The following is a 25605-nucleotide window of genomic DNA, read 5'->3' on the forward strand; positions in this document are numbered from 1 at the left end:
CGTCCGACGTCGGCCACCTGGATCACGTGTTCCTGATCTACATGGAGAACAAGGGCACCGGCGACATCCTCGGCAGCCCCAACGCGCCGTACATCAACAGCCTGATCAACAGCAACGGATATGCGGACAACTACTACGCGCTGGGCCACCCTAGCGACCCCAACTACATCCGGATCATGGGCGGATCGGACTTCGGCATCGACTACAACCCCACCTTGGCCGGCATCAACGCGCCCAACCTCATGCAAGAAATGGATCAGGCGGGCATATCGTGGGCCGGCTACGCGCAGAGCATGCCCACACCGGGTGACCTCGTGTCATCGGGTGACTACTCCGTCGACGAATTACCCTTTGCCCAATTCAGCTACGTCGCCGACAACACCCCCGCCTACCTGCAGGAACACCTGCTGCCGCTGACGGAGTTGTCCACCGATCTCCAGGACCCGAACACCTTCCCGGAATTCACGTGGATCGCTGCTGACGAGGCCCACAACATGGAAGGCCCCGTCAATACTCTTGGTGGCCTATCCCAATTCATTACCACCCAATTCACGGACCATCAGTACAACGTCGCGGCCGGCGACCAGTTCCTGCAGCAAGAGGTGTCCGCCATCGAAAACTCGCCAACGTGGACTGACCCGACCGAAAAGGACGCGATCATCATCACGTGGGACGAGGACAACAACAACCTGTCACTGGGCTTCGGTAACGAAGGCAACAACGTTCCGATGATCGTCATCCCGAACCAGGACGCCGTGGCGAATGGGGGGATGCAACCCGGCCCCTTCACCACCGACGCCTACTACAACCAGTACAGCCTGATGGCCACTATTGAAGACGCCTTGCGTACTACGCCAGGAACTCTGGCCCCGCTCACTGCCAACGACATGTACGCCCAACCCATGAACGCGTTCTGGGACGGCCCGACTGGCCTGAGTGTGGGACGGGTTGGTGTGGCAGGCGCCGCTGCTGGTTAGCCGTGATTGTGCCGAGCCGTTGCTCCCAGAGCCAGCGCGCTTAAACAGTCCTTGGGCCAATCGTTCTCACCGCTTGCTCAAGACCTTTCCGTCGGGATAGCGATCTCGGACTTACAAGCTGCATAGCTGCTCGCTGGCTTGCAGATTCCGCAGCGAGTACGGTATCTAGCGCGGACGAGTTGGCCGGGCGGCCGCGGCTCTTTAACCGAGTCGAGGAAAGTCCGGACTTCACAGAGCAGGGTGATTGCTAACGGCAATCCGAGGTGACTCGCGGGAAAGTGCCACAGAAAATAGACCGCCGCCCTTGAGGTGGTAAGGGTGAAACGGTGCGGTAAGAGCGCACCAGCATTCCGGGTGACCGGAATGGCTCGGCAAACCCCACCCGAAGCAAGGCCAAGAAGGCCGCACTACGGTGCGGTCGCGCAGGCGTTAGAGGGCTGCTCGCCCGAGCCTGCGGGTAGGCCGCTTGAGGCACCCGGTGACGGTGTGTCCAGATGGATGGTCGCCGCCGCGCTACCTAGTGACGCGGAACAGAATCCGGCTTACAGGCCAGCTCGTCCGCCCTGCTTTGTTGACCTGTACGTTCATCGATCCTGCGTCGTTTCCGTCCGCAGTGCGTCCGCAGTAGATCCCAGCACCGAGTCAATCGCCTCCCGTGCCCGGTCGTCTGAGGCAGGCTACAAATGGCTGTAGGTGTCCACAGGCTAACTTGGCGGGTTCTGAGTCCTGCCGGGATTCGGAAACGCCGGGTTAGTGTAGGCCGGCGTCTGTGGTTCACCGCCGGGACCAGGATTCGCTACTGGTGGTGGCCCGGACTCTGGCTCAGCCGGTGGAGTCGGGGGTGATCGATGTTCGGGCGGCGGCGGCTTGGGCACCAAGTAGTTCTTCCACGCGCCCGGTGGGTTCGGTGCAGGGCCGATAGTGTTATCCGGCCAGCGCCATGAACAACTACCGCTAGCACCCCCGAAATCGCCTGCAGGAATGGTTAACCCAAAACCCGCAAAAGTTCCACCGACGGGGGCGTTGCCACCTGGACCACCCATGTTCCATCCGCCATATTCGCAGTGCCAGTGCGTGCTGTTCTCTTCGGTAGGAAAATCGCAGTAGTACGTCGTGGCCCCCGCCTCGAAAGTACTTCCGCCAACACCGGGATAGTCGCATACGCCGGGGCCAGGAATGTTGCCGCCCGGCCCGGCCCAGGCCACAGGGGAATTGAGGATTACCCACAACGTAACCCCTAGTGCCACAAGTAATCTAATTGCCTTGCTCAACGACTCTTTCACTGTAAACGCCTTCTGGCCTCGGCAATGGCAGCGCGTGCCTTCGAGCGGGGGACCGCCACCCCAAGTTCTACAACGCCCGGGACAATCTCGCAGAGGATTTAGGATTCGTCCCATTAGGTTGGTTCTGGCCACCGCCGCACATCTTCGTCGCGATCGGCCTGTTCCTCGTATTGCGCGAACTGCAGTCGGCCGCGCGTCCGCAGTCAGTCCGCAGGAGTTTCGATTCGACGATCGCTTTCAGCTGCCAACACACCCAACGCTCTGACCTGCTGCGTTGTCGATCAGCCAACGCAGCTAAGGCGAGCAAACAACCAGATAACAGAATCCGGCTTACAAGCCAACTCGCCCGCCCTGCGGCTTCACATCTTGCGCAGTGCTTTGAAAAGTTTCCGTAGCGGCGGCTCTAATTGCTCTCGGCATTCGCGTGCCGAATCTGATTCCTGCTGATAGAGCAGCCCGTAGGTGAACGTGTCTTCGCCGGCGGCATGCGCGGCTTCGGCCTGCTGCCTCAAGTGCTCGCGGCTGACAACGCTGTCCTGGTGATCGCCGAGCAGCGACTGTATTTCTTTCGCCCGCTTCGACACCTTCTCCGCACCCGTCGCAGCCGCGGTGTAGCGAAGCCGCTTGGCGCGCTTACGGATTCGATGTATCGCGTCATCGCGATCTTCGTCACCGGCCCGTCGTGCGGCCTTGGCGGCCTTGCGCACCTTCTTACCGGCAGCGACGACCGGTGCTGAGGCGGGCTCCTTTTCGGCCGGCGGGGCTGTCGCGATCACCGCTTCCAGGGCATCGAGCAGACGGAAATATCGCGGTGAACGCAACGCGGCCAACGAATGCCGCAGCCCGGTCCGATAGCGGTATTCGGCGCCGTCGACCAATCGTTCCGCGACGGGGCCGCGGACCAACTCAGGCGGCAATTCGTCTAAGGCGTTGCGGTAGCGCTCGGCCAACACTTCGGCGTCGCGGGCTTCCCCCAAGGTATTGGCCAGCTCGCGCAGCTCGTGGAGGATCGACGTGTCATCGGGGAGCGCAAACGAATCCGGCGACGCCTGTAATAGGCTGCGCATCCTGCGAGTGGTCACCCGCATTTGATGCACGGCATCGTCCGCCTCAGCGCGCACGGCCCGATCCCACGCCAGCAACTCGTCGAGTTGCTCTGCCACTGCCCGGTGTATCGAGTCGCTCGCCGGCAGCTCATTCGGCGTCGTGCCGAGCACCCGCGCCAGCTTGGAACCGTGGCCCGCCGGCCTTGCGCCGGCGCCGAGCAGCCGGTCGGTGAGCTTGTCCAACAGCTCGGTATTCGCTTGGGGCTGGGTGAGTTCGAGCTCCCACTCCCGCCATCGCTGCTCGACTTGAGGCGCATCGGGGGTGGCTGCCCGCGAGGCGGTGACCTGGTCGTCGCAGAATTCAGCCAGCACTGCGTCGTCGGCGCCGTGCAGGTGGTAGACGCCCCGCGTGGTGGTTATTCGCGCGACCGGTCTCAGCGGGCGGTCCCGGACGATTGCGAGCACGACGTCTACCAACTCGGTCGGCACATCTTCGTGGCTTTCGTCGTCGCTGCCGTCCGTGGCATTAAGCGGTGCGCGCACCTCGGTGCGGGCATCGGTTCCCGCCGGCAGCTTCAGGTGCCAACCGGCATCCTCACCGCCGGTGCGGCGGCGCAACGTGATTTGTTTGGATGCCAAATCACGCGCCGGCGTATCGAAGTAGACAGCATCAAGGGTCTGCGTCGCTAGCCGCTCCACCCGAAGGATGTCCGCTATGCCGGCGAACGATGGTGAGCTGGTGGACTCGCCGACGTCGAACTTGCGTTCCACTTCCAAATAACGCGACGTGCTCGGGACGTTATCAGGCATCGTCGCTTGTGGCGCCTCTAGAAGCAGTGCTCGTCGGCGGGAAAGGTTCCGGCGGCGACTTCGTCGGCGTATTGGGTTGCCGCGCGGCGTAATTCGCTTCCGACATCACCGAACAGCTTGACGAACCGGGCCGTCTTGCCGCTGGTCAGCCCAGCCATGTCTTGCCAAACCAACACCTGGGCATCGCAATTGGGCCCTGCTCCGATTCCAACGGTCGGGATGGTCAACTTGCCGGTGATCTGGGTGGCCAACTCGGCCGGCACCATCTCCATCACCACGGAGAACGCACCGGCCTCGGCTACGGCGATCGCGTCGGCGATGGTTTGTTCGGCGGCGTCGCCGCGGCCTTGCACCCGAAAACCACCGAGGGTGTTGACGCTTTGCGGGGTGAAGCCGATGTGGGCCATCACCGGGATACCTGCGGCGGTCAGGATGGCGATCTGCTCAGCCACGCGCTCGCCGCCTTCCAGCTTGACCGCATGTGCGCCGGCTTCCTTCATGAACCGGGTCGCGGCGCTCAGCGCCGCCGTCGGGCCGGCTTCGTAACTTCCGAATGGCATGTCTGCCACCACCAGAGCGTGCGGCGCGCCCCGCACCACGCCGCGCACCAGCGGAATCAGCTCGTCAATTGAGATCGGCACTGTGGTGTCGTAACCGTAAACGACATTGGCGGCCGAGTCCCCAACCAGCAAAACCGGTATGCCGGCCTCGTCGAAGACTTTGGCAGTGGAGTAGTCGTAGGCCGTCAGCATGGCCCACTTGTGGCCCTCGGCCTTCATCTTCTGCAGGTGATGGACGCGGACCTTTGTGCGCGGCGCAGTGGTGGGGTGAGCCCCGTAAACAGCGTGCTCAGACATCATTGTCCCTAGTGTGGTCGGGTCGATCCTCGTGGCCCAGCAGGGTCCCCGGGTTCGTCTGACCTGACTAGTCTGCCACCTGAGGCCGCGCAAATGCACACCCGGCTCAGTGGACTTCCTCACACCGATATCCATCGCGACGATTCCGTCGACCGCCGTGCGGTCCCGGACATACCATCGGCGAATGCAACGGCTAAGCGGACTCGACGCCAGTTTCTTGTATTTGGAGACACCATCGCAGCCGCTGCATGTCTGTTCGATTCTCGACGTCGATACGTCGACGATGCCGGGCGGCTATACCTTTGACCGACTGCGTGACGAATTGGCGGTCCGAATCAAGGCAATGCCACAGTTTCGGGAGAAGCTCGTTGATAGCCCGCTGAATCTGGATCATCCGGTCTGGGCGGACGACAACAACTTCGACGTGAGCCGGCACCTGCACCGCATCGGACTGCCGCCACCGGGCGGGCGAATGGAGTTGGCCGAGATCTGCGGTCATATCGCCAGTTTGCCGCTGGATCGCAGTCGACCGTTGTGGGAGATGTGGGTCATCGAGGGTGTGGCGGGCACCGATGCCCAGCAAGGTGGGCGTCTTGCGGTGATGACCAAAGTCCATCACGCCTGCGTGGACGGCGTCACCGGCGCAAATCTGATGTCGCAGCTATGCAGCACCGAACCCGATGCGCCGGCACCCGAACCGGTGGAGGGGGCTGGTGACGCCAACCAAATTCAGATCGCGGTGAGCGGGTTGGCAAAGTTCGCATCGCGGCCGCTGCAGCTGGCCGGTGTGCTGCCGAAAACGGTGTCGTCGGTACTCGAAACGGTGCTTCGGGCACGAAGCGGCTCGGCGATGGCTGCTCCGTTCGGGGCGCCACCGACCGCCTTTAACGCCAGCATCACCGCACACCGCAACGTCGCGTATGCGCAGCTGGATCTCGAGGACATCAAAACCGTCAAGAGCCATTTCAACGTCAAGGTCAACGACGTGGTGATGGCGCTCGTGTCCGGTGTGCTGCGGCAATTTTTGCTCGACCGCGGCGAGCTGCCGGATTCGTCGTTGGTGGCGATGGTGCCGGTATCTGTGCACGGCCGGTCTGATCGCCCTGGGCGCAACCAGGTTTCGGGCATGTTCTCCCGGCTGGAAACCCAGATCGCCGACCCCGCTGAACGCATCAAGTCCATCGCTGAAGCGAATTCTGTTGCCAAGCAACATAGTTCGGCGATCAGCGCCACACTCCTGCAGGACTGGTCGCAGTTCGCCGCGCCGGCGGTGTTCGGTTTGGCGATGAGGGCTTACGCCCGCACCAGGCTGACCAAAAAGCCGGTGCACAACCTGGTGATTTCCAACGTGCCGGGTCCGCAGATGCCGCTGTATCTGCTGGGCAACGAGGTCAAAGCGATGTATCCGCTGGGGCCGATCTTCCACGGCTCGGGCCTGAACATCACCGTGATGTCGCTCAACGGCAAACTCGACGTCGGCCTGATCGCCTGCCCGGAGCTGGTGCCGGACTTGTGGGAACTGGCCGACGACTTCGCCGTCGGGATGGAAGAACTGCTGCTCGCGACCCATTAGGGCGTCCCGTCGCCCGTGCGGCAACCACGACCACTCGTCGGCGCATGGCAGCATGTTGGGCATGGGTATCCCTCGCCGCGACACGGTCGCGCGCACGATGTTGATCTGGACCGTGCTGGCGGTGGTTGTGGCGACGGTCGCGAGCTGCACCCACGTCGTTGCGGGGCGCGCACGGTTGGCCGGGCCGAGAATCGGTCAGCCCGTGGAGTGGGGGCCGTGTCGTGTCGCCGGCGGCGGCGGGACCTCGATAATCAAGATCCCCGGTAACGGGCAGTGCGGCAAGCTGGCGGTGCCCATCGACTACCGCCACGTCGACGGCGACGCCACAACGTTGGCGTTGATCAAGTTTCCGGCGACGAGAAAGAAGATCGGGTCGCTGATCGTCAACCCCGGTGGACCGGGCGAGTCGGGGATCGAGGCCGCGCTGGGCCTGCTGCAGTCCCTTCCACCGCGGATTCGCGAACGGTTCGACCTGGTCGGCTTCGATCCGCGCGGGGTGGCGGCGTCGCGACCGGCGATCTGGTGCAACTCCGACGCCGATAACGACCGGCTGCGCACCGAGCCCCAAGTCGACTACAGCCCGGCGGGCATAGCGCATATCGAGGCCGAGACCAAAGAGTTCGTCGGCCGTTGCGTCGACAAGATGGGCAAGAATTTTCTGGCGCACATTGGAACCGTTGACGTCGCCCGTGATTTGGACACCATCCGCGAAGCGCTGGGCGACAGCAAACTGACGTTCTTGGGCTACTCGTATGGAACCCGAATGGGCGCCGCCTATGCCGAGGCATACCCGAAGAATGTCCGGGCGATGATCCTCGATGGTGCCGTGGACCCGAATACCAACTCCATCGAAGCAGACCTGCGGCAGGCCAAGGGTTTTCAGGATGCGTTCAACGACTTCGCGAAAGACTGCGCCAAGTCTTCGTCGTGTCCGCTGGGCACCGACCCGGCCAAAGCGGTTGCCGTCTACCACAGTTTGGTTGACCCGCTTGTCGACAAGAACAATCTCATGGTCGGCAGGCCGGCACGCACCAAAGATTCCCGCGGTCTGAGCTACAGCGACGCGATCGTCGGCACGATCATGGCGTTGTATTCGCCGACCTTCTGGCATCACTTGAGCCAGGGATTGACCGAGCTGGCCCAGCATCGCGGGGACACTCTGCTCGAACTGGCCGATCTGTACATGCGCCGCGACAAGCACGGTCACTACACCGACGCCACTGACGCCAGGGTGGCGATCGACTGTGTCGACGATCTGCCGGTCAAGGATCGAGCCAAGGTCATCGACGAAGACCGCCGCTCGCGCCAGGTTGCACCGTTCATGAGCTACGGAAAATTCACCGGCAACGCCCCATTGGGTACCTGCGCGTTCTGGCCGGTACCGCCGACCAGTAAGCCGCACACCATTTCGGCTCCCGGCCTGGCGCCGACGCTGGTGGTGTCGACCACCCGTGATCCGGCGACGCCGTATCAAGCCGGTGTCGACCTGGCCAACCAGCTGCACGGCGGTCTGCTCACCTACGACGGCACCCAGCACACGGTGGTGTTCCAGGGCGACAGCTGTGTCGACGACTACGCGACGGCCTACCTCCTCAACGGCGCTCTGCCGCCGCAGGGGGCGAAATGCTAAGACCGCGCAGGAGATAACGAGACCAAGGTGTGACCTTGGGGATCACTACCCGTGGCCGAGGCGTGCGACGATTGGCAGCCATGTGGCGCATGAGACGTTTGTTCTCTGCGCTGCTTTCTTTGGTACTGGCGATCGCGGCAGCCGTAGCGACCATCCCGATCGCGCCGACGGCGCGAGCAACCCTGACCTGGGGTAACTGCGGGCGGTTTCTCAAACACCCGGACGACGTTCCCGCTGCGCAGTGCACGACCGTCCCGGTTCCCATCGACTACGCCAACCCTGGCGCGGGCCAAGCTCAGCTCGCCGTCATCCGAATTCCGGCGACCGGTCCGCGGATCGGCGCACTGCTGGTCAACCCGGGTGGCCCCGGAGCGTCGGCGGTCGACATGGTCGCCGGGATGGGAGCGCAGCTGGCGGGCTCCGAAATCAGCCGCCGCTTCGATTTGGTCGGATTCGATCCCCGCGGTGTCGGCCACTCCACGCCGCCGCTGCGCTGCCAGACCGACGCGGAATTCGACGCTTACCGCCGGGAACCGATGGTCGACTACAGCCCGCCGGGCGTGACGCACATCGAAGAGGTCTATCGACAGCTAGCGCAGCGCTGCCTCAACCGGAATGGTTCGGCATTCTTGGAGAACCTCGGGACAGCGTCGGTCGCACGTGACATGGACGCGGTGCGCCAGGCGCTGGGCGACGACCAAATCAACTATCTCGGCTTCAGCTACGGCACAGAATTGGGCACCGCATACGTCGAGCGGTTCGGCGATCATGTGCGGGCGATGGTGCTGGACGGCGCGATCGACCCAGCCGTGGGCCCAATCGACGAGAACATCAACCAGCAGGCTGGGTTTCAGACTGCGTTCAACGATTACGCGGCGGATTGCGCCCGCTCGTCGGACTGCCCGCTGGGCACCGACCCCAACCAATGGGGCAGCCGCTTTCACCAACTGATCGATCCGCTGGTGAACAAGCCCGCCCACACCTCGGATCCACGCGGGCTGAGTTACGCCGACGCGGCCACCGGCACCATCAACGCGCTCTACACCCCGCAGTTCTGGAAATTCCTGACCAGCGGTCTGCTCGGTCTGCAGCGCGGCACCGATCCCGGCGACCTGCTGATGCTGGCCGACGAGTACTACGACCGCGACGACAACGGGCACTACGACAACTCGCAGGACGCGTTCAACGCGGTCCGCTGCGTCGACGCGCCCGAGCCGACCGATCCGGCGGCCTGGGTCGATGCCGATCGCCGCATCCGTGAGGTTGCGCCGTTTCTGTCCTACGGGCAGTTCACCGGGCACGCGCCGCGCGATTTGTGCGCGCTCTGGTCGGTGCCCGCTACGTCGTCCCCCGCCCCGGCGGCGCCCGTCGCGCCGGGCAAAGTGGTCGTCGTCTCCACCACCCACGACCCGGCCACTCCCTATCAGGCCGGCGTGAACCTGGCCCGAGAACTCGGCGCCGCACTGATCACCTACGAGGCCACCCAACATACGGTGGTATTCAACGGCGACCAATGCGTCGACGGGGCGGTGGTTAGCTACCTAGTCGACGGGGTATCGCCGGGAAACTTGCGGTGTTCGGCGCGGTAGTAACACGGAGTTAACTGGCTTTGCATATTGTTCCGGGTATGGACCGACAAAAGGAATTCGTGCTCCGCACGCTGGAGGAGAGGGATATCCGCTTCGTCCGGCTGTGGTTCACCGATGTTCTCGGCACCCTCAAATCGGTCGCGATCGCGCCCGCCGAACTCGAAGGCGCTTTCGAGGAAGGTATCGGCTTCGACGGGTCCTCCATCGAGGGCTTCGCCCGCGTCTCGGAATCCGACACCGTGGCCCACCCCGACCCGTCCACCTTCCAGGTGCTGCCGTGGACCACCGCCTCCGGCCACCACCACTCGGCGCGGATGTTCTGCGACATCACCATGCCGGACGGCTCACCGTCGTGGGCCGACCCGCGCCACGTCCTGCGTCGTCAGCTGAGCAAAACCAGCGACCTCGGCTTTTCCTGCTATGTGCATCCGGAAATCGAGTTCTTCCTGCTCGAGCCGGGCCCCGAGGATGGCTCGACGCCCATTCCGGCCGACAACGCCGGCTATTTCGACCAGGCCGTGCACACCGCCTCCAACTTCCGCCGCTATGCGATCGACGCGCTGGAGTTCATGGGGATCTCGGTGGAGTTCAGCCACCACGAAGGCGCGCCCGGACAGCAGGAGATCGATTTACGCTTCGCCGATGCTTTGTCGATGGCCGACAACGTCATGACGTTCCGCTATGTCATCAAAGAGGTCGCGCTGGAAGAGCGGATGCGAGCGACGTTCATGCCCAAGCCATTTGGGCAATATCCCGGCTCGGCCATGCACACCCATATGAGCCTGTTCGAGGGTGAGGTCAACGCGTTCCACAGCCCCGACGATCCGCTGCAACTCTCCGATGTCGCCAAGTCGTTCATCGCCGGGATTCTCGAGCACGCAAGCGAGATCAGTGCGGTTACCAACCAGTGGGTCAACTCCTATAAGCGGCTGGTGCTCGGCGGTGAGGCACCTACGGCCGCATCGTGGGGGGCGGCCAACCGGTCGGCTTTGGTTCGCATTCCGATGTACAGCCCGAGCAAAACTTCCTCGCGACGTATCGAGGTGCGTAGCCCCGACTCGGCCTGCAACCCGTACCTGGCATTCGCCGTGCTGCTGGCTGCCGGGCTGCGCGGCGTCGAAAAGGGTTATGTGCTGGGTCCGCAAGCCGAGGACAATGTCTGGGACCTCACGCCCGAGGAGCGCCGCGCGATGGGCTACCGCGAGCTACCGTCCAGCCTCGACGAAGCGCTTCGTGCGATGGAGAGCTCCGAGCTGGTCGCAGAAGCCTTGGGGGAGCACGTCTTTGACTTCTTCTTGCGCAACAAGCGCCAGGAGTGGGCCAACTACCGCAGAAATGTCACGCCCTTCGAGCTGAAGACTTACATCTCCTTGTAGGTTCTTTGCGCCCCGGTGGCGCGATCGCTTCGTCAAGTCCTAGGGAATCTGCGCTACCGTCGTGGTCGTGGTTCAACCCGTTACGGAGCGGTCGAAAGTACCCAGCGTTGGCAGGCTCGGGTTAGTCGACGCGCGCGCGGCCGCCAACTTGGCGAAGCTGGGCTGGAACACCGAAGCGCATGTCGACCTGCTGTGGTCGCTGTCGCGCGCACCGGACGCCGATGCCGCTTTATGCGCGATCATCCGGCTTGCCGATGCGCTCGGCGACGACTGGGACGAGCTCAATGCGGCACTGCCGACCGACCGCGGCCTGCGTGGTCGGCTGTTCGCCCTGCTCGGGTCTTCGCTGGCGTTGGGTGATCACCTGATCGCCAATCCCCAGGCGTGGCGTCTGCTGCAGGGCGATGTGAAGCTGCCGTCCGCCGAGCAGCTGCGAGCCGCCTTTACCGAGTGCGTCGCGGACACCTCAGACGGCCTGAGCTCGGTACCGTTGCGGCTGCGCATCCTCTACCGCAACCGGGTGATGGTGCTGGCCGCCCTGGATTTAGCGCCAACCGTCGAGAACGAACGGGTGCTTTCTTTCACCTCCGTCGGTGCCCACCTGAGCGACATCGCCGACGCCGCATTGGCAGCCGCGCTGACCCTCGCCGAGACAGGAGTCTGCGGCGACGCCACGCCGCCTCGGCTGGCTGTCATCGCGATGGGCAAATGCGGAGCGCGCGAACTGAACTACGTCAGCGACGTCGACGTGATCTTCGTCGCCGAGCACGCCGACGCGGTCGCTGCCCGCGTCGCCGGCGAGATGATGCGGGTGGCGTCTGAGGCCTTCTTCCAGGTGGACGCCGGGCTACGCCCGGAGGGCAATCAAGGCGAACTGGTCCGCACCCTCGACTCGCATATCGCCTACTACCAGCGCTGGGCCAAGACCTGGGAGTTTCAGGCGCTGCTGAAAGCCCGGCCGGCCGCGGGTGACGCCGAATTGGGCAAGCAGTATGTCGCCGCGTTGATGCCGATGGTCTGGACCGCTTGTGAGCGTGAAGATTTCGTGCCCGAGGTTCAGGCGATGCGGCGGCGGGTGGAGCAGCTGGTGCCCGCCGATATCCGAAGTCGCGAGATCAAACTCGGCAGCGGTGGGCTACGCGATGTCGAGTTCGCGGTGCAGCTGCTCCAGCTGGTGCACGGTCGCACCGACGATTCGCTGCACGTGGCTTCGACGATGGACGCGCTGGCCGCCCTAGGGACCGGCGGCTACGTCGGCCGCGACGACACCGCCAACCTGACCGCGTCCTACGAGTTCCTTCGGCTGCTGGAACACCGGCTGCAGTTACAGCGACTCAAACGCACGCATATGTTGCCCGCCTTCGACGACGACGAGGCGCTGCGCTGGTTGGCGAGGGCCGCGCATATGCGACCCGACGGGCGTTTCGACGCGCTAGGCGTGCTGCGCGAAGAGCTCAAGCGGCACAATCTGCGCGTCTCCCGACTACACGCCAAGCTGTTCTACCAACCGCTGCTGGAATCGCTTGCGCCGGAAGGCCTGGAGTTCTCTCACGGTATGACACCAGCGGCGGCGGAACGGCAGCTGGCCGCGCTCGGCTACGACGCTCCGCAAAGTGCAATGACCCACCTCTCGGCGCTGATCAACCAGAGCGGTCGCCGCGGTCGGGTGCAATCGGTGCTGCTGCCCAGGCTGCTGGACTGGCTGTCCGATACCCCCGATCCGGATAGCGGGCTGTTGGCCTACCGCCGGATCAGCGAGGCGATGGTCAACCAGCGTTGGTATCTGTCGACGCTGCGGGACAAGCCGGCGGTCGCCAAGCGGCTCATGCATGTGCTGGGCACGTCGGCGTACGTGCCGGACCTGTTGATGCGCGCCCCGGAGATCATCCAGCACTACAGCGACGGGCCGGCGGGCTCGAAACTGCTTGAGGTCGACCCCGAGACGGTGGCCGGTGCATTGGTCGCCTCGGCGGCCCGGCAAACCGATCCGGTACGGGCCATTGCCGTCGCGCGCTCGCTGCGCCGTCGTGAGCTGGCCCGCGTCGCCTCAGCCGACCTGCTGGGCATGCTCAAGGTCACCGAGGTCTGCGCGGCGCTCACCTCAGTGTGGGTTGCGGTGCTGCAGGCAGCCCTGGACGCGGTGATCCGCGCCAACCTGCCCTCCTCGGGTAAAGCCCCGGCTGCCGTCGCGGTGATCGGAATGGGGCGGCTGGGCGGCCGCGAGCTGGGCTACGGGTCCGACGCCGACGTGCTGTTCGTCTGCGAAGCCGTCGCGGGGGTCGAAGATTCGGAGGCGGTGCGCTGGGCGGTGTCGGTGGCCGAGCAGGTGCGGGCGCTGTTGGGCACCGCAAGTGCTGATCCGCCGTTGGAGATCGACGCCAACCTGCGGCCAGAAGGCCGCAGCGGTCCGCTGGTCCGCACGCTGGCGTCATACGAGGCGTACTACGAGCAATGGGCGCAGCCCTGGGAAATCCAGGCGTTGCTGCGGGCCGATGCGGTCGCCGGTGACGCGGATCTGGGCCAGCGATTCCTGTTGATGGCCGACAAGACCCGTTATCCCGCCGGTGGGGTGTCCGCGGAGGCGGTGCTGGAAATCCGGCGCATGAAGGCCCGGGTGGATTCCGAGCGGCTACCGCGCGGGGCCGATCCCAACACCCACACCAAGCTGGGCCGCGGCGGACTGGCCGATATCGAGTGGACTGTGCAGCTGCTTCAGTTACGGCATGCCCACGCGATCGAGGCGTTGCACAACACCTCCACGCTGGAGAGCCTGGATGCCATCGCCGCCGCGGAACTGATCTCCGCCGAGGACGCCGAGCTGCTGCGGCAGACCTGGCTGACGGTGACCAGGGCCCGCAACGCGCTGGTCCTGGTTCGGGGCAAGCCGACAGATCAGCTGCCCGGACCCGGACGTCAGCTCAACACTGTCGCGGTCGCCGCCGGCTGGGAAAGGAGCGGGGACGGCGGCGCATTCCTGGACCACTACTTGCGGCTGACCCGACGTGCAAAAGCTGTCGTGCACAAGGTTTTCGGTGAATGACGCAGGCTTACGAAGAGATGAGCGCCGACGAGCATGATCGGCTCGCTGGATTGTATGGTCCGCTGACCGACACCGTGCGCGAGCTCATCGAGGCCACCATTCGTACCGAGGCCGACCAAGATGCCATCCAGGCCGCGCAGATCGCGATCCAGGCGGCGACGGACGCGCTGCGCAGCAAGCAGCGCGATGAGACGCAGGTGGTGCGCTACGCGGTTGGCGGGCGGCCCGTCGTGTGGAGCAACGCGGTGATCGGCCTGCGCAACCCGATCGCGCCGCCGCTGACGATCCACCATGAGGACGATGGCACCCGCTGCTGGAGCGAGTTCACCCTCAACACGGCCTACGAGGGGCCGCCCGGCCTGGTGCACGGTGGCGTATGCGCCCTGGTCCTCGACCATGTCCTCGGCGAGGCCGCCAGTGAGGGCCTGACGAAACCGTTGTTCACCGGAACACTCACCGTGCGATTCGTGCGCGGCACCCCGTTGGGCAGGCTTCGCGCTGACGCCGCCATCGAGCGCACCGAAGGTGTGAAATCCTTTGTATCCGGTCATCTTTCGAACGCCGAAGGAATCACCGTCGAAGCGGAAGGGATCTTCATCAAGCCGGCATGGGCGCGGGACGCCGGATGAAGTTTTACATCAGCAGCGCATACTTGAATACCCGCGAGATCGTGGAGGTCGCCAAGGTCGCAGATGACCTCGGCTATGACGGCATCGGGATTCCCGACCACATCGTCAACCTGGAAACCCTGAGCACCCCGTATCCCTACACCAAGGACGGCCAGCGGCGATGGCAGCCCTTCACCGAGTGGCCTGATCCGTGGGTTCTGGTCGGCGCGCTTGCCCAGGTCACGACGCGGCTGAAGTTCGTCACCACGGTCTACATCCCGGCCATGCGCAACCCTTATTCGGCGGCCAAGGCCATCGGAACCGCGGCATACCTGGCCGGCGGGCGGGTTGAGCTCGGTGTTGGCGTCGGCTGGTGTGCCGACGAGTTCGCCTTGATGGAGCAGCCCTTCAAGGATCGAGGCAAACGCACCGACGAGATGCTCGAACTGATGCGGACACTGTGGTCGGCGGGCTGGGCCGATTTCGACGGCGACTTCTATCAAACGCCCCGGTTGGAGATGGAACCCACGCCGCCGCGGATACCGGTCTATGTCGGTGGGCTGAGCGAGACCGCGCTGCGCCGCGCGGCCCGCCACGATGGTTGGATCGGCGACCTGATCAAGACCGACCGCGCCATTGCGGCTGCAGCGCGATTGCGTGAGCTGCGGGCCGAAAATGGTTTGGGTATGGACGATTTCACCATCCTCACACCGTTGACGGATGCGATCACCATCGCCGACTACCAGCGCGCCGGGGATGCCGGGATCACCGGCATCCTGACCATGCCATGGATGTTCTACAACGGGCCGGATGCCAGCCTGGCCGAGAAAGTCGACGGCATGAAAAGGTTCCGCAAGGACCTCGCGCTGGACGGTTGACGCGGATTGCGGAAAGGAAATTATTCCGTCGTCCGCTGGTTTGGCCTAACGTGTCAAGGGTGGAGGAAACCGGAAACCCCGAATTAGTGCCGGTAGAGGCATTGCGCTCAGGTGACCCGATAACCGACGTCCACGGTGGCGGCCAGCATTACACAGTCCTCGAGTCGAAAGCCTTCGACGAGAGCTGCGTGGTCCTCGAGCTCGAGTCGCATGCCAACGACCAGCTGCGAGTGATCGAGATGTCCTTCCCGGCCGGCTACTACATGGGCAGGTCGCCTCGGCGCATTCTGTGACGCCTGCGGCGTCCAGCTGATTCGGGGGGCAACAGGTGCGGCGGTTATCTCCGCCTGCACAATTCACGCTATGCCTGAAGTCAAGCCGTTCCGCATCGATGTCCCGTCCGACGTTCTCGATGATCTGCAGACCCGCCTGGCGCACACCCGCTGGCCGGAAGCCGAGTGTGTCGACGACTGGACCCAGGGCATCCCGTTGGCCTATACCCGTGAGCTGGCGTCATATTGGGCTGATGGTTACGACTGGCGGTCCCGAGAAGCCGCGTTGAACCGCTTCGATCAGTTCACCACCGAAATCGACGGTCTGGACATCCATTTCATTCACCAGCGATCGCCGCACGCGGACGCTTTTCCGCTGCTGATCACCCACGGCTGGCCCGGCTCGATCGTGGAGTTTCACAAGGTGATCGAGCCGCTGGTCGAGGCCGGGTTCCACGTGGTGTGCCCGTCTCTTCCCGGATACGGGTTCTCCGGCAAGCCGTCGGCGACCGGATGGGGCGTCGGGCGGATCGCGCAGGCGTGGGAGACGCTGATGGGACGCCTCGGCTACGAGCGCTACGGCGCGCAGGGTGGTGACTGGGGAGCGGCGGTCACGACGCAGATCGGCCGCAACCGTGGCCACTGCGTGGGAATCCACTTGAACATGCCAATCGCCCGGCCCGCGGCGGAGTCCGGCGGCGATCTCACCGAAGATGAGCAACAAGCGCTGGCGGCATACGCAGAGCACAGCAAATGGGGAACCGGCTATTCCAAGCAGCAATCCACTCGTCCGCAGACCCTCGGTTACGGACTCACCGACTCGCCGGTCGGACAACTGGCCTGGATCGTCGAGAAGTTCTGGGCGTGGACGGACTGCGACGGGCATCCCGAAAACGCAATCAGCCGCGACGAACTCCTCGACAACGTGATGCTGTATTGGGCCACCGGTAGCGCTGCATCCTCAGCGCGGCTGTACTGGGAAAGCTTCAACAGCTTCATCACCGACGGCCGCGTCGAACTGCCCAGCGGCGTCGCCTCTTTTCCCAAGGAAATTCTGCGTACCCCGCGACGCTGGTGTGAGGCCGCCTACAACATCACCCACTGGACGACGATGCCGCGCGGTGGGCACTTCGCGGCGTTCGAGCAGCCGGATTTGTTCATCGACGACGTCCGAAAGTTCTTCGCGACGGTCCGCTGAACCTTCGCCGGGGCGCAACCCTCGACCGCCAGCGACCGCGCCGGGCATCGAGTGCGTAGACGCCGCCGCCGGTGAAGATCAATAGGAAGAAGGCAAAGCAGTACATCACCGCGGCCTCGCCGTGATTGTTGATCGGGAAGAAGCCGTGCGGCAGGTGCGCGGTGAAGTAGGCGACCGCCATCTCGCCGCATGCCAGGAAGGCGGCTTCGCGGGTGAATAGGCCGACGGCAATCAGTGCGCCGGTGATCGTTTCGATCCAACCCGCGTAATAGTCGGGCCAGTGGCCGACCGGCGCGGTGAAAGGCGCCGGCCAGCCGATCAACTTGGACAGACCGTCGCACAAGAACAGCAGACCGAACATGACCCGGAAGACCGTGAGGGCTATCGGATAGTACGAATTGAGCCGGGCCTCGAGATTTCGCGCCATGCGCCGACGATACGTGTTTACAGCTGCGCCCAGACCGACTTCGTCTTCATGTAGGCCTCGATGCCCTCCCGGCCGAACTCGTGGCCCCAGCCGGACTGCTTGTAGCCGCCGAACGGCACATCGTGGTCAAACACCAACTGGCAGTTCACCTGAACGCTGCCCGCCTGTAGCCGCTTGACGATCCGGTGGGCGCGGCCAACGTTTTCCGTCCAGACGGTTGCCGCCAGGCCGTAGGTAGTGTCGTTGGCCATCGCCACGGCCTCGTCCTCGTCGTCGAATGGCAGGATGCTGACCACCGGGCCGAAGATCTCCTGCTGATACAGCCGCATCCCGGGATCGACGTTGGTCAGCACCGTGGGGTGCACGAAGTACCCTTTGCGGTCCAGGCGGTAGCCGCCGGTGACCACGTCAACGCCGTCGCTGCGGCCTTCGTCGATGAAGCCCATCACGCGAGTCAGCTGCTTCTGGCTGATCAGCGGGCCGCTGACGCAGCCCTCCTCGCTGGGCGCGCCCAGCTTGAACGTATTCGCCATCAGCGCAATGCCTTCCACGACTTGGTCGTACACGCCGCGCTGCACGAAGATCCGCGACCCGCACACGCAGCCCTGGCCGGAATGCACGAAGATGCCCAGAGACGCCATCAAAATGCACTTGTCCATATCGGCGTCGTCGAAGATCAGTACCGGCGACTTCCCGCCAAGTTCGAGCATGACCTTCTTCAGGTTGCCGGCGGATGCCCGCACGATCTCCTTGCCGACCTCGGTCGACCCGGTGAAGGCGACCTTCTCGACGCCGGGATGCGCGGTGATCGCGGCGCCTGCGGTGTGGCCGTAGCCGGTCAGCAGATTGACGACACCGTCCGGTACGCCCGCCTCGTGCACCAATCTGTCCAGCAAAAGGGCCGAAAGTGGGGTTTCTTCAGCGGGTTTCACGAGCATGCTGCAGCCGGCGGCGAGCGCCGGCGCGAGCTTTGCGCTCGCATTGAAGATCGGGCCGTTCCACGGGAAGATCAGCCCAACCACTCCAAAGGGTTCCTTGAGGGTGTAGGCGTGCATGTTGACGAAGGTGTCCGTCGCGATGCCGTCGGTCTTCACGTCGTAGGCCACGCCGTTGAGCTTCGAACACCACCCGGCGTAGTAGCGGAAGAACTCCGAACAGGTGGACATCTGCAACTGCGCCTGCATCAGTGGCATGCCGGTGTTCAGCGAGTCGAGCTGAGCGAACTCTTCGGCGTGCTCGTCGATCAACTCACCGATGCGCCACATGATCTTGGCCCGCTCGCGACCCGGCAGCGCAGACCAGACGCCGGACTCGAAAGATGCTTTCGCCCGCGCGACCGCGTCGTTGACCGCTTCCGGCCCGCAGTCGGTGAATTCGGTGATCGGCTCCTCGGTTGCGGGGTCGATGACCTGAATAACCTCGCCGGCGCCGGGGCGCTTACGGAGGTCGTCCAATACCGTCTGCAGCGTCATCTGATCCCTTCCATAGCGTGAATGCTGAGCACCTGCTTAGCATCCACGACACTGCCTGGTCAAGATCGGTGATTGATGGCCGGCTTGAAATCGACCGCAGATACGAAACCACCCGCGCTGCCGTTGCGGCGCGGGTGGTTTCGTCTAGCGGGTTAGCCGACTCACACGTCGTAGTAGAGCGCGAACTCGTACGGGTGCGGGCGCACCTGGACCGGCAGGATTTCGTTCTCGCGCTTGAAGCTGATCCACGTCTCGATCAAGTCGGGCGTGAAAACGCCTCCCTCGGTGAGGTATTCGTGGTCTGCCTCTAGGCGATCGATCACCGCGGACAGTGAGGTCGGAGCCTGCGGGATGTTGGAGGCCTCTTCCGGCGGCAGCTCGTAGAGGTCCTTGTCAACCGGCGTCAGCGGCTCGATCTTCTTCTTGATGCCGTCCAGGCCCGCCATCATCATGGCCGAGAATGCCAGGTACGGGTTGCCTGACGAGTCGGGGCAGCGGAACTCCAGCCGCTTGGCCTTCGGGTTGCTGCCGGTGATCGGGATCCGCACGCAGGCCGAACGGTTGCGCTGGCTGTAGACCAGGTTGATCGGGGCCTCGAAGCCGGGCACCAACCGCTTGTAGGAGTTCACCGTCGGGTTGGTAAACGCCAGCAGCGACGGCGCGTGGTGCAGCAGGCCACCGATGTAGTGCCGGGCGGTGTCGGACAGACCAGCGTAGCCCGTCTCGTCGTACATCAGCGGGCTGCCGTCTTTCCACAGCGACTGGTGGCAGTGCATGCCGGAGCCGTTGTCACCGAACAGCGGCTTGGGCATGAACGTGACGGTCTTGCCGTGCTGCCACGCGGTGTTTTTGACGATGTACTTGTACAGCTGCAAGTCGTCGGCCGCGTGCAGCAGCGTGTTGAACTTGTAGTTGATCTCGGCCTGACCGCCGGTGCCCACCTCGTGGTGGCCCTTCTCCAGGCTGAAGCCGGCCGTGATCAGGTTCGTCAGCATCTTGTCGCGCAGATCGACGTAGTGGTCGACCGGGGCAACCGGGAAGTAGCCACCCTTGGGGCGGACCTTGTAACCGCGGTTGGGACTGCCGTCGGTCTCGGTCGGCTCACCGGTGTTCCACCAACCCGAGATCGCGTCGACCTCGTAGAACGAGCCGTTGGTGCGCGAGTCGAAGCTCACCGAGTCGAAGATGTAGAACTCGGCCTCGGCGCCGAAGTACGCGGCGTCGGCGATGCCGGTGCTCCTCAGGTAGGTCTCCGCTTTGCGGGCGACGTTGCGTGGGTCCCGTGAGTACGGCTCGAGGGTGAACGGGTCGTGCACGAAGAAGTTGAGGTTCAGCGTCTTGGCTTCGCGGAACAGGTCGATCTGCGCGGTGTCCGGGTCGGGCAGTAGCAACATGTCGGATTCGTGGATCGCCTGGAACCCACGAATCGAGGAGCCGTCGAAGGCGATCCCCTCCTCGAAGGTGCTCGCGTCGAAAAATGAAATCGGAATTGTGAAGTGCTGCATGATGCCGGGCAGGTCACAGAACCGGACGTCGACGAATTCGACTTTCTCATCCTTGGCGAGTTTGAGGATGTCATCGGCCGTCTTTTCGGACACCGTAGCGCTCTCCTTTGCAGCGGGCTTCGAATCTACTGTCGTCATTAAAAGCGCTCTCCTTTACTGGCCCTGACTGGCCGATTCGACCAGACGCTATGGAGGCAAGATTTCCCGAGGGTCAACCCTGCGTTGCGCCGACGTTACGCGACGGCGCGTTTCGCCGCCCAGCGTTGGCAGGCCTCACCTTATTGTGGGGTGATGGCCCGCAGCATCGTATCTTGGCTGTCCGGCCCTGGGCCACTCGAGTCCGGGTCGGAGCAGCAATACCCGGGCGAGCGCCTCGGTTTGCCCGAACGCGGCTCGCGTTCGCTGGCCCGGCTTGGTCGCCGGTTGGTCGCGCTGCTCGTTGACTGGTTGCTCGCTTACGGCTTGGCCGCACTCGGTATGACGTTCGGGCTGATCTCCCCGCGATGGCTGTCGTCGGCAGTGTTGCTCATCTGGTTGGTGCTGGGAGTACTCGCCGTCCGGTTGTTCGGGTTCACCCCTGGCCAGTTCGCGCTGGGACTTCAGGTGGCGTCCGTCGACGAACGGCTACACGTCGGGGTGGGTCGCGCCGTGGTGCGCGGCGTGCTGATCGCGTTCGTCATACCGGCGCTGTTCGTCGACGCCGACGGTCGCGGGTTGCACGATCGCCTGACCGCCACCGCCATCGTGCGGCGCTGACTTACCGGCGGCGCACGGTTCGCTGGACGCCGCGCATCTTCGCGGTGCCGGGCAGTGGGCCCTTGGGCATCGCCGCCGTCCCGGCCCGGGAACCCAGCGCGCTCAGCCGCGATTCCAACGAGTCCATCTGCTTGGCAGTGATATTGGCCGGCAGCCGGGTGAGGTGGCGTTCGAGCTTGGCCAGTGGAACTTCTCCGTCGCCGTTGCCGACGATGATGTCGTAGATCGGGATCTCGCCGACCAGCCGGGCGGTGCGCTTCTTCTCCTGGGCAAGCAGCGGTTTAAGCCGCGCCGGCGAGCCCTCAGCCACCAGGATGACCCCGGGCCGGCCGATCACCCGGTGCACGGCGTCGAAATGGCCGGTCGCCGCCACACCCGGGGTGACGCGCCACTTGCCGCGCAGATTATCTAGCGCCCAGGCAGCGGCGCCGGTTTGGCCCTCGGCCTTGCGGTAGACCGACCGCTGCGCGCGCCGACCGAAAATGATGAACGCCACCAGAACGCCGAGCACCACGCCCAGCGGAATCATGGTGAGCATGGTGAACCCGCCGGTCGTCACCCCGACCGCCACCGAAACGCCCACGATCAGCAGGAACGCGCCGATCATGTACGGGATTAGCCGCTTGTCCTCTTGGCGCTGCATGTTGAACGCTTGCCAGAGCTGACTACGGCGCTCTTTGCCAGCTGCTTTGCGGGCCGCTTTCGCTTCGGCCCTGGCGGCCTTGGTCGCCTTGGCATCACGGAGTTTCGCCATAGGCTTCAGGATACGGGCGGGCGAGCCTGGACAGCCTGCCGGTAGAGCCGCCCGGCCCGGTATGACGAGCGCACCAGCGGCCCGGCCAGCACGCCGGCGAAGCCCAATTGTTCGGCGTAGTCCGAATACTCCACAAACTCGTCGGGAGGGACCCAGCGCTCGACGGGATGATGGCGCGCCGACGGGCGCAAATATTGGGTGATCGTGACAATGTCGCACCCGGCCTCAAGCAGATCGGTTAGCGCCGTGCGCACCTCCTCGGGCGTCTCACCCAACCCGAGAATCAGGTTGCTCTTGGTGACCAGCCCGAACTCTCGCGCCGCGGTGAGCACGCCGAGGCTTCGCCGATAGGAGAAGGCCGGGCGGATTCGCTTAAACACGCGCGGCACGGTTTCGACGTTGTGCGCCAACACTTCCGGCGTAGATTCAAAGACTTCTCGCAGCCGGTCGGGATCGCCGTTGAAATCGGGGATCAACAGCTCGACGCCGGTGGACGGGTTGAGTCTCTTGATCGCGCGCACGGTCTCGGCATAGAGCCATGCGCCGCCGTCGGGCAGGTCATCGCGGGCCACTCCAGTGACGGTCGAATACCGCAGGCTCATCGCCTGCACGCTTTCGGCCACCCGTCGCGGTTCGTCGCGGTCCAGGGGGACAGGCTTGCCGGTGTCGATCTGGCAGAAGTCACAACGACGAGTGCATACCTCACCGCCGATCAGGAAGGTGGCTTCGCGGTCTTCCCAACATTCGTAGATGTTGGGACAACCGGCCTCCTCGCAGACGGTGTGCAGGCCCTCGCGCCGGACCAGGTTTTTCAGCTCGGTGTACTCCGGACCCATCCGCAGCCGCGTCCTGATCCACGGCGGTTTGCGCTCGATCGGGGTCTGCGCGTTACGTACTTCCAGACGCAGCAGCTTCCGACCCTCGGGGGTGACGGTCACGATGTCGATGCTACGCGGACCGGCATCGGCTGCGGCCCAACCACCAGCCGGCCGTCCAGGGCGTCGCACACCGCCTCGGCGACCGCGGACCGGACGTCGTCGACGCCGACCCGGCGACCCAGTTCGTTCGATATCGACGTCACGCCGGCGTCGGTGATGCCGCACGGCACAATCCTTTCGAACGCGCCCAGGTCGCAGTCGCAGTTGAGCGCGAACCCATGCAGCGTCGTCGCCCGCGAGACCCGTACGCCGATGGCGGCGACCTTGCGTGCGGGCCTGCCACCGCCGGCCGGCAACCATACCCCGGATCGGCCGTCGACCCGGCCCACTGCCAAACCCAGCCCGGTGCAGACCTTGATCAGCGATTCCTCAATGCGCCGAACGTAATTGACCACATCCAGCGGCTCGGCAAGCGTGACGATCGGATAGCCGACGAGTTGGCCGGGGCCGTGCCAGGTGATCTTGCCGCCACGGTCGGTTTCGATGACAGGCGTACCGTCCGTTGGGAGTTCGTCGGCGGACGTGCGGCGTCCAGCGGTGTAGACCGCCGGGTGTTCGAGCAGCAGCAGTGCATCGGTGCCGCCCGCCATCCGGGCGTCGGCCAGCTCACGTTGCAGCTGCCACGCAACCCTGTAGTCGACGGTGCCCAGTTGACGGACAGCGATCGGGGCCGCGCTCGAGCGGATAGAACTCACACGGCAGAGGTTACGCGCTCAGGCGACATCGGGCCTTGCGGTGGCGTACCGCAGTGCCTCACCAACGGTGTTGTGGTGGAACTCGAAACCCGCGCGTTCGAGCACGGCCGGGATGGCGCGTTGCCCGGTCAGCAGGCCTTCGTCGGCGAACTCGCCCAGCGCGGCACGTACGGCGAATCCCGGCATCAATAGCGGGGTGGGCCGGTTCACTGCTCGGCCCAGTGCCGTGGTGAATTCCGCGTTGGTGACGGGTGCCGGGCCGGTGATGTTCACCGGGCCGGAGATCCGGCTATCGGAGATCGCGAACTGCAGAGCTCGGACCTGATCCTCGAGGCTGATCCACGACATGTACTGGCGGCCGTTACCCAGGCGGGCGCCAAGTCCCACCGAGAACAGCGGCCGCAACCGACGTAGCGCTCCGCCGGAAGAGGCCAGCACCAATCCGGTGCGGGCCAGCACAACACGGGCGCCGGCGTGCCGGGCAGGCGCGGTGGCCGCTTCCCAGTCTTTACACAATTGGGCCAGGAAACCCGTTCCGGCCGAATCGGTTTCGACGACCACCCGATCTCTGGTGTCACCGTAGAAGCCGACCGCGCTGGCATTGACCAGCACGCCGATTCCGGCGTCGGCGACCGCGGTGGACAACACTTCGGTTGGCGTGATGCGGCTATCGCGCAGGTTTTGTTTGAACGCCCCTGACCACCGCCGCTGCCCGATGTTGATGCCGCACAAATTCACCACGGCGTCGACTCCGCTCAATGCACCGGCGTCGAATTCGCCACTGTCCGGATCCCAGTGCAGCTCACCGGCATTCGCCGGAGTGCGGCGCACGATCCGCAGAACCCGATGGTCCGCCGCGCGCAGCGCCGTCACCAACGCCGAGCCGATCAGCCCGGATGATCCCGCGATCGCGATGACGGCATTGGCCACGTTAGCTACAGTCCCAGGTCTGCTTCGAACGCGCCTTCTTCGAGCCGATGCTTGATGGTCGTCAGGAACCGCCCTGCGTCGGCGCCGTCGATCAGCCGGTGGTCATAGGTCAGCGGCAGGTAGCAGATCGAGCGCACCCCGATCGATTCGTTGCCGGTGTCATCGACGACGACGCGTGGCCGTTTGACGATGGCGCCGGTGCCCAGCATCGCAGCCTGCGGCGGCACCAGGATCGGGGTGTCGAAAAGCGCGCCCTGGCTGCCGATGTTGGTGATCGTGAAGGTCCCTCCGGACAGCTCGTCGGGTTTGAGGTCTCCCGACCGGGCGCGGCCGGCGATGTCGGCGATCGCGCGCGCCAACCCAGCTAGTGACAGGTCACCGGCGTTGTGGACGACGGGGGAGAGCAGGCCCTGCTCTGTGTCAACGGCGAAGCCAAGATGCTCGGCGTCGTAGTAAGTGATCTCCTTGGTGTCTTCGTTGTAGCTGGCATTGACGTTCGGGTGGGCCTTGAGCGCATCGATGACGGCGCGTGCGATGAACGGCAGGAAGGTCAGGTTCACACCCTCCCGTTCGGCGAAGGCGCGCTTGGCTTTTTCGCGCAGCGCCACGATCCGGGTCATATCGACTTCATGGGTCTGGGTGAGCTGCGCGGTGGCTTGCAGCGATTCCCTGGTCTTCTTCGCGGTGATCTGGCGAATCCTGCTGGCCTTCTGGGTGGTTCCCCGCAGATGTGCCAGCGCGGGCGCCGGGGTCGGGACGCTCGGTTTCGGGGCGGACGGAGCCGCAGCCGCTGGCGCCGCGGCGGCCGGAGCTGTTTTGGCTCCTTCTTTCTGCTGCGCGGCCGACAGCACATCCTGTTTGCGGATACGCCCACCGACTCCGGTCCCGCTCACCTCGGTAAGGTCAATGTTGTTCTCGGCGGCCAACTTTCGGACCAGCGGTGTGACGTACGGAGCGCTTGACGGGCCAGCGGCCGGCACGTGATCGGGGC

At 64.5% G+C, this 25605-nt stretch carries 21 protein-coding genes and 1 other RNA gene; 12 read left to right on the top strand and 10 right to left on the bottom strand.

Features of this window, described 5'->3' with window-relative positions; genetic code table 11:
• Positions 1-977, top strand: a 977-nt coding sequence (locus WB785_RS23375) for an alkaline phosphatase family protein (protein WP_424082264.1), incomplete at its 5' end; no start/stop codon positions are given.
• Between the two features lie 175 nt (positions 978-1152).
• An RNA gene (rnpB, locus tag WB785_RS23380) (RNase P RNA component class A) lies at positions 1153-1538 on the top strand.
• A 1081-nt stretch (positions 1539-2619) separates the two neighbouring features.
• Here rnpB and WB785_RS23385 read toward each other — a convergent pair.
• Positions 2620-4116, bottom strand: coding sequence for a CHAD domain-containing protein (locus WB785_RS23385; RefSeq protein WP_424082266.1), 1497 nt, complete (start codon positions 4114-4116; stop codon positions 2620-2622).
• 17 nt (positions 4117-4133) lie between these two features.
• The gene (gene panB, locus WB785_RS23390) at positions 4134-4973 is read right to left on the bottom strand and encodes a 3-methyl-2-oxobutanoate hydroxymethyltransferase (RefSeq protein ID WP_424082296.1); all 840 of its coding nucleotides are present in this window, start codon (positions 4971-4973) and stop codon (positions 4134-4136) included.
• A 184-nt stretch (positions 4974-5157) separates the two neighbouring features.
• Here panB and WB785_RS23395 point away from each other — a divergent pair, with 184 nt between their 5' ends.
• The 9 genes from WB785_RS23395 to WB785_RS23435 all read left to right on the top strand — a co-directional run bounded on the left by WB785_RS23395 (position 5158) and on the right by WB785_RS23435 (position 17137).
• Positions 5158-6546 (top strand): WS/DGAT/MGAT family O-acyltransferase, encoded by a 1389-nt coding sequence (locus tag WB785_RS23395; protein WP_424082268.1) that lies wholly within the window; start codon positions 5158-5160, stop codon positions 6544-6546.
• A 61-nt stretch (positions 6547-6607) separates the two neighbouring features.
• Positions 6608-8176 (top strand): alpha/beta hydrolase, encoded by a 1569-nt coding sequence (locus WB785_RS23400; RefSeq protein WP_424082270.1) that lies wholly within the window; start codon positions 6608-6610, stop codon positions 8174-8176.
• 80 nt (positions 8177-8256) lie between these two features.
• Complete coding sequence (locus WB785_RS23405) at positions 8257-9765, top strand: alpha/beta hydrolase (RefSeq protein ID WP_424082298.1); 1509 nt, start codon at positions 8257-8259, stop codon at positions 9763-9765.
• A 38-nt stretch (positions 9766-9803) separates the two neighbouring features.
• Positions 9804-11141: a type I glutamate--ammonia ligase gene (glnA, locus tag WB785_RS23410; RefSeq protein ID WP_424082272.1), complete on the top strand. Its 1338-nt coding sequence runs from the start codon at positions 9804-9806 to the stop codon at positions 11139-11141.
• A gap of 61 nt (positions 11142-11202) precedes the next feature.
• On the top strand, positions 11203-14181 hold the full coding sequence (locus tag WB785_RS23415) for a bifunctional [glutamine synthetase] adenylyltransferase/[glutamine synthetase]-adenylyl-L-tyrosine phosphorylase (protein WP_424082274.1): 2979 nt from the start codon (positions 11203-11205) through the stop codon (positions 14179-14181).
• Positions 14178-14810: a PaaI family thioesterase gene (locus WB785_RS23420; protein ID WP_424082276.1), complete on the top strand. Its 633-nt coding sequence runs from the start codon at positions 14178-14180 to the stop codon at positions 14808-14810. The genes WB785_RS23415 and WB785_RS23420 overlap by 4 nt, the downstream gene beginning before the upstream one ends.
• Positions 14807-15667, top strand: a complete 861-nt coding sequence (locus WB785_RS23425; protein WP_424082300.1) for a TIGR03619 family F420-dependent LLM class oxidoreductase — start codon at positions 14807-14809, stop codon at positions 15665-15667. Before WB785_RS23420 ends, WB785_RS23425 begins: the two co-directional genes overlap by 4 nt.
• A 59-nt stretch (positions 15668-15726) precedes the next feature.
• Entirely contained in the window at positions 15727-15960 is a 234-nt protein-coding gene (locus WB785_RS23430; RefSeq protein ID WP_424082278.1) for a hypothetical protein, read from the top strand.
• A 70-nt stretch (positions 15961-16030) separates the two neighbouring features.
• On the top strand, positions 16031-17137 hold the full coding sequence (locus WB785_RS23435; RefSeq protein ID WP_424082280.1) for an epoxide hydrolase family protein: 1107 nt from the start codon (positions 16031-16033) through the stop codon (positions 17135-17137).
• Here WB785_RS23435 and WB785_RS23440 read toward each other — a convergent pair.
• The 3 genes from WB785_RS23440 to glnA (WB785_RS23450) all read right to left on the bottom strand — a co-directional run bounded on the left by WB785_RS23440 (position 17097) and on the right by glnA (WB785_RS23450) (position 20634).
• Positions 17097-17564, bottom strand: a complete 468-nt coding sequence (locus WB785_RS23440; protein ID WP_424082282.1) for a DoxX family protein — start codon at positions 17562-17564, stop codon at positions 17097-17099. The two genes, WB785_RS23435 and WB785_RS23440, sit on opposite strands and share 41 nt — an antisense overlap.
• A 17-nt stretch (positions 17565-17581) precedes the next feature.
• Positions 17582-19036: an aldehyde dehydrogenase family protein gene (locus WB785_RS23445; RefSeq protein WP_424082284.1), complete on the bottom strand. Its 1455-nt coding sequence runs from the start codon at positions 19034-19036 to the stop codon at positions 17582-17584.
• Positions 19037-19197: 161 nt separating this feature from the next.
• Positions 19198-20634: a type I glutamate--ammonia ligase gene (glnA, locus tag WB785_RS23450; RefSeq protein ID WP_424082302.1), complete on the bottom strand. Its 1437-nt coding sequence runs from the start codon at positions 20632-20634 to the stop codon at positions 19198-19200.
• 198 nt (positions 20635-20832) lie between these two features.
• Here glnA (WB785_RS23450) and WB785_RS23455 point away from each other — a divergent pair, with 198 nt between their 5' ends.
• Positions 20833-21297 (top strand): RDD family protein, encoded by a 465-nt coding sequence (locus WB785_RS23455; RefSeq protein WP_424082286.1) that lies wholly within the window; start codon positions 20833-20835, stop codon positions 21295-21297.
• A 1-nt stretch (position 21298) separates the two neighbouring features.
• Here the strand turns inward: WB785_RS23455 and WB785_RS23460 are convergent, their stop codons facing one another.
• From WB785_RS23460 to sucB, 5 genes are all read right to left on the bottom strand, one after another.
• Entirely contained in the window at positions 21299-22051 is a 753-nt protein-coding gene (locus tag WB785_RS23460; RefSeq protein WP_424082288.1) for a DUF4191 domain-containing protein, read from the bottom strand.
• Between the two features lie 5 nt (positions 22052-22056).
• Positions 22057-22989 (bottom strand): lipoyl synthase, encoded by a 933-nt coding sequence (gene lipA / locus WB785_RS23465; protein ID WP_424082290.1) that lies wholly within the window; start codon positions 22987-22989, stop codon positions 22057-22059.
• Positions 22986-23684 carry a lipoyl(octanoyl) transferase LipB gene (lipB, locus tag WB785_RS23470; protein WP_424082291.1) on the bottom strand — a complete coding sequence of 233 codons (699 nt, stop codon included), beginning with the start codon at positions 23682-23684 and terminating at the stop codon, positions 22986-22988. Before lipB ends, lipA begins: the two co-directional genes overlap by 4 nt.
• An 18-nt stretch (positions 23685-23702) precedes the next feature.
• Positions 23703-24614 carry a TIGR01777 family oxidoreductase gene (locus WB785_RS23475; protein ID WP_424082292.1) on the bottom strand — a complete coding sequence of 304 codons (912 nt, stop codon included), beginning with the start codon at positions 24612-24614 and terminating at the stop codon, positions 23703-23705.
• Between the two features lie 5 nt (positions 24615-24619).
• Positions 24620-25605 (bottom strand): 2-oxoglutarate dehydrogenase, E2 component, dihydrolipoamide succinyltransferase (gene sucB, locus WB785_RS23480; RefSeq protein WP_424082294.1); only part of this gene is annotated, 986 nt, incomplete at its 5' end.

This window comes from Mycobacterium sp. (assembly GCF_049585075.1).
Taxonomy (GTDB): domain Bacteria; phylum Actinomycetota; class Actinomycetes; order Mycobacteriales; family Mycobacteriaceae; genus Mycobacterium.

Bases quoted from the DNA above. Each gene is read 5' to 3' on its own strand.
- WB785_RS23405 (WP_424082298.1), top strand. From the start codon at position 8,257: ATGTGGCGCATGAGACGTTTGTTCTCTGCGCTGCTTTCTTTGGTACTG.
- WB785_RS23420 (WP_424082276.1), top strand. From the start codon at position 14,178: ATGACGCAGGCTTACGAAGAGATGAGCGCCGACGAGCATGATCGGCTC.
- WB785_RS23440 (WP_424082282.1), bottom strand. From the start codon at position 17,564: ATGGCGCGAAATCTCGAGGCCCGGCTCAATTCGTACTATCCGATAGCC.
- WB785_RS23460 (WP_424082288.1), bottom strand. From the start codon at position 22,051: ATGGCGAAACTCCGTGATGCCAAGGCGACCAAGGCCGCCAGGGCCGAA.
- WB785_RS23455 (WP_424082286.1), top strand. From the start codon at position 20,833: ATGGCCCGCAGCATCGTATCTTGGCTGTCCGGCCCTGGGCCACTCGAG.
- WB785_RS23395 (WP_424082268.1), top strand. From the start codon at position 5,158: ATGCAACGGCTAAGCGGACTCGACGCCAGTTTCTTGTATTTGGAGACA.
- WB785_RS23445 (WP_424082284.1), bottom strand. From the start codon at position 19,036: ATGACGCTGCAGACGGTATTGGACGACCTCCGTAAGCGCCCCGGCGCC.
- WB785_RS23425 (WP_424082300.1), top strand. From the start codon at position 14,807: ATGAAGTTTTACATCAGCAGCGCATACTTGAATACCCGCGAGATCGTG.
- WB785_RS23400 (WP_424082270.1), top strand. From the start codon at position 6,608: ATGGGTATCCCTCGCCGCGACACGGTCGCGCGCACGATGTTGATCTGG.
- WB785_RS23385 (WP_424082266.1), bottom strand. From the start codon at position 4,116: ATGCCTGATAACGTCCCGAGCACGTCGCGTTATTTGGAAGTGGAACGC.
- WB785_RS23435 (WP_424082280.1), top strand. From the start codon at position 16,031: ATGCCTGAAGTCAAGCCGTTCCGCATCGATGTCCCGTCCGACGTTCTC.
- glnA (WP_424082272.1), top strand. From the start codon at position 9,804: ATGGACCGACAAAAGGAATTCGTGCTCCGCACGCTGGAGGAGAGGGAT.
- panB (WP_424082296.1), bottom strand. From the start codon at position 4,973: ATGTCTGAGCACGCTGTTTACGGGGCTCACCCCACCACTGCGCCGCGC.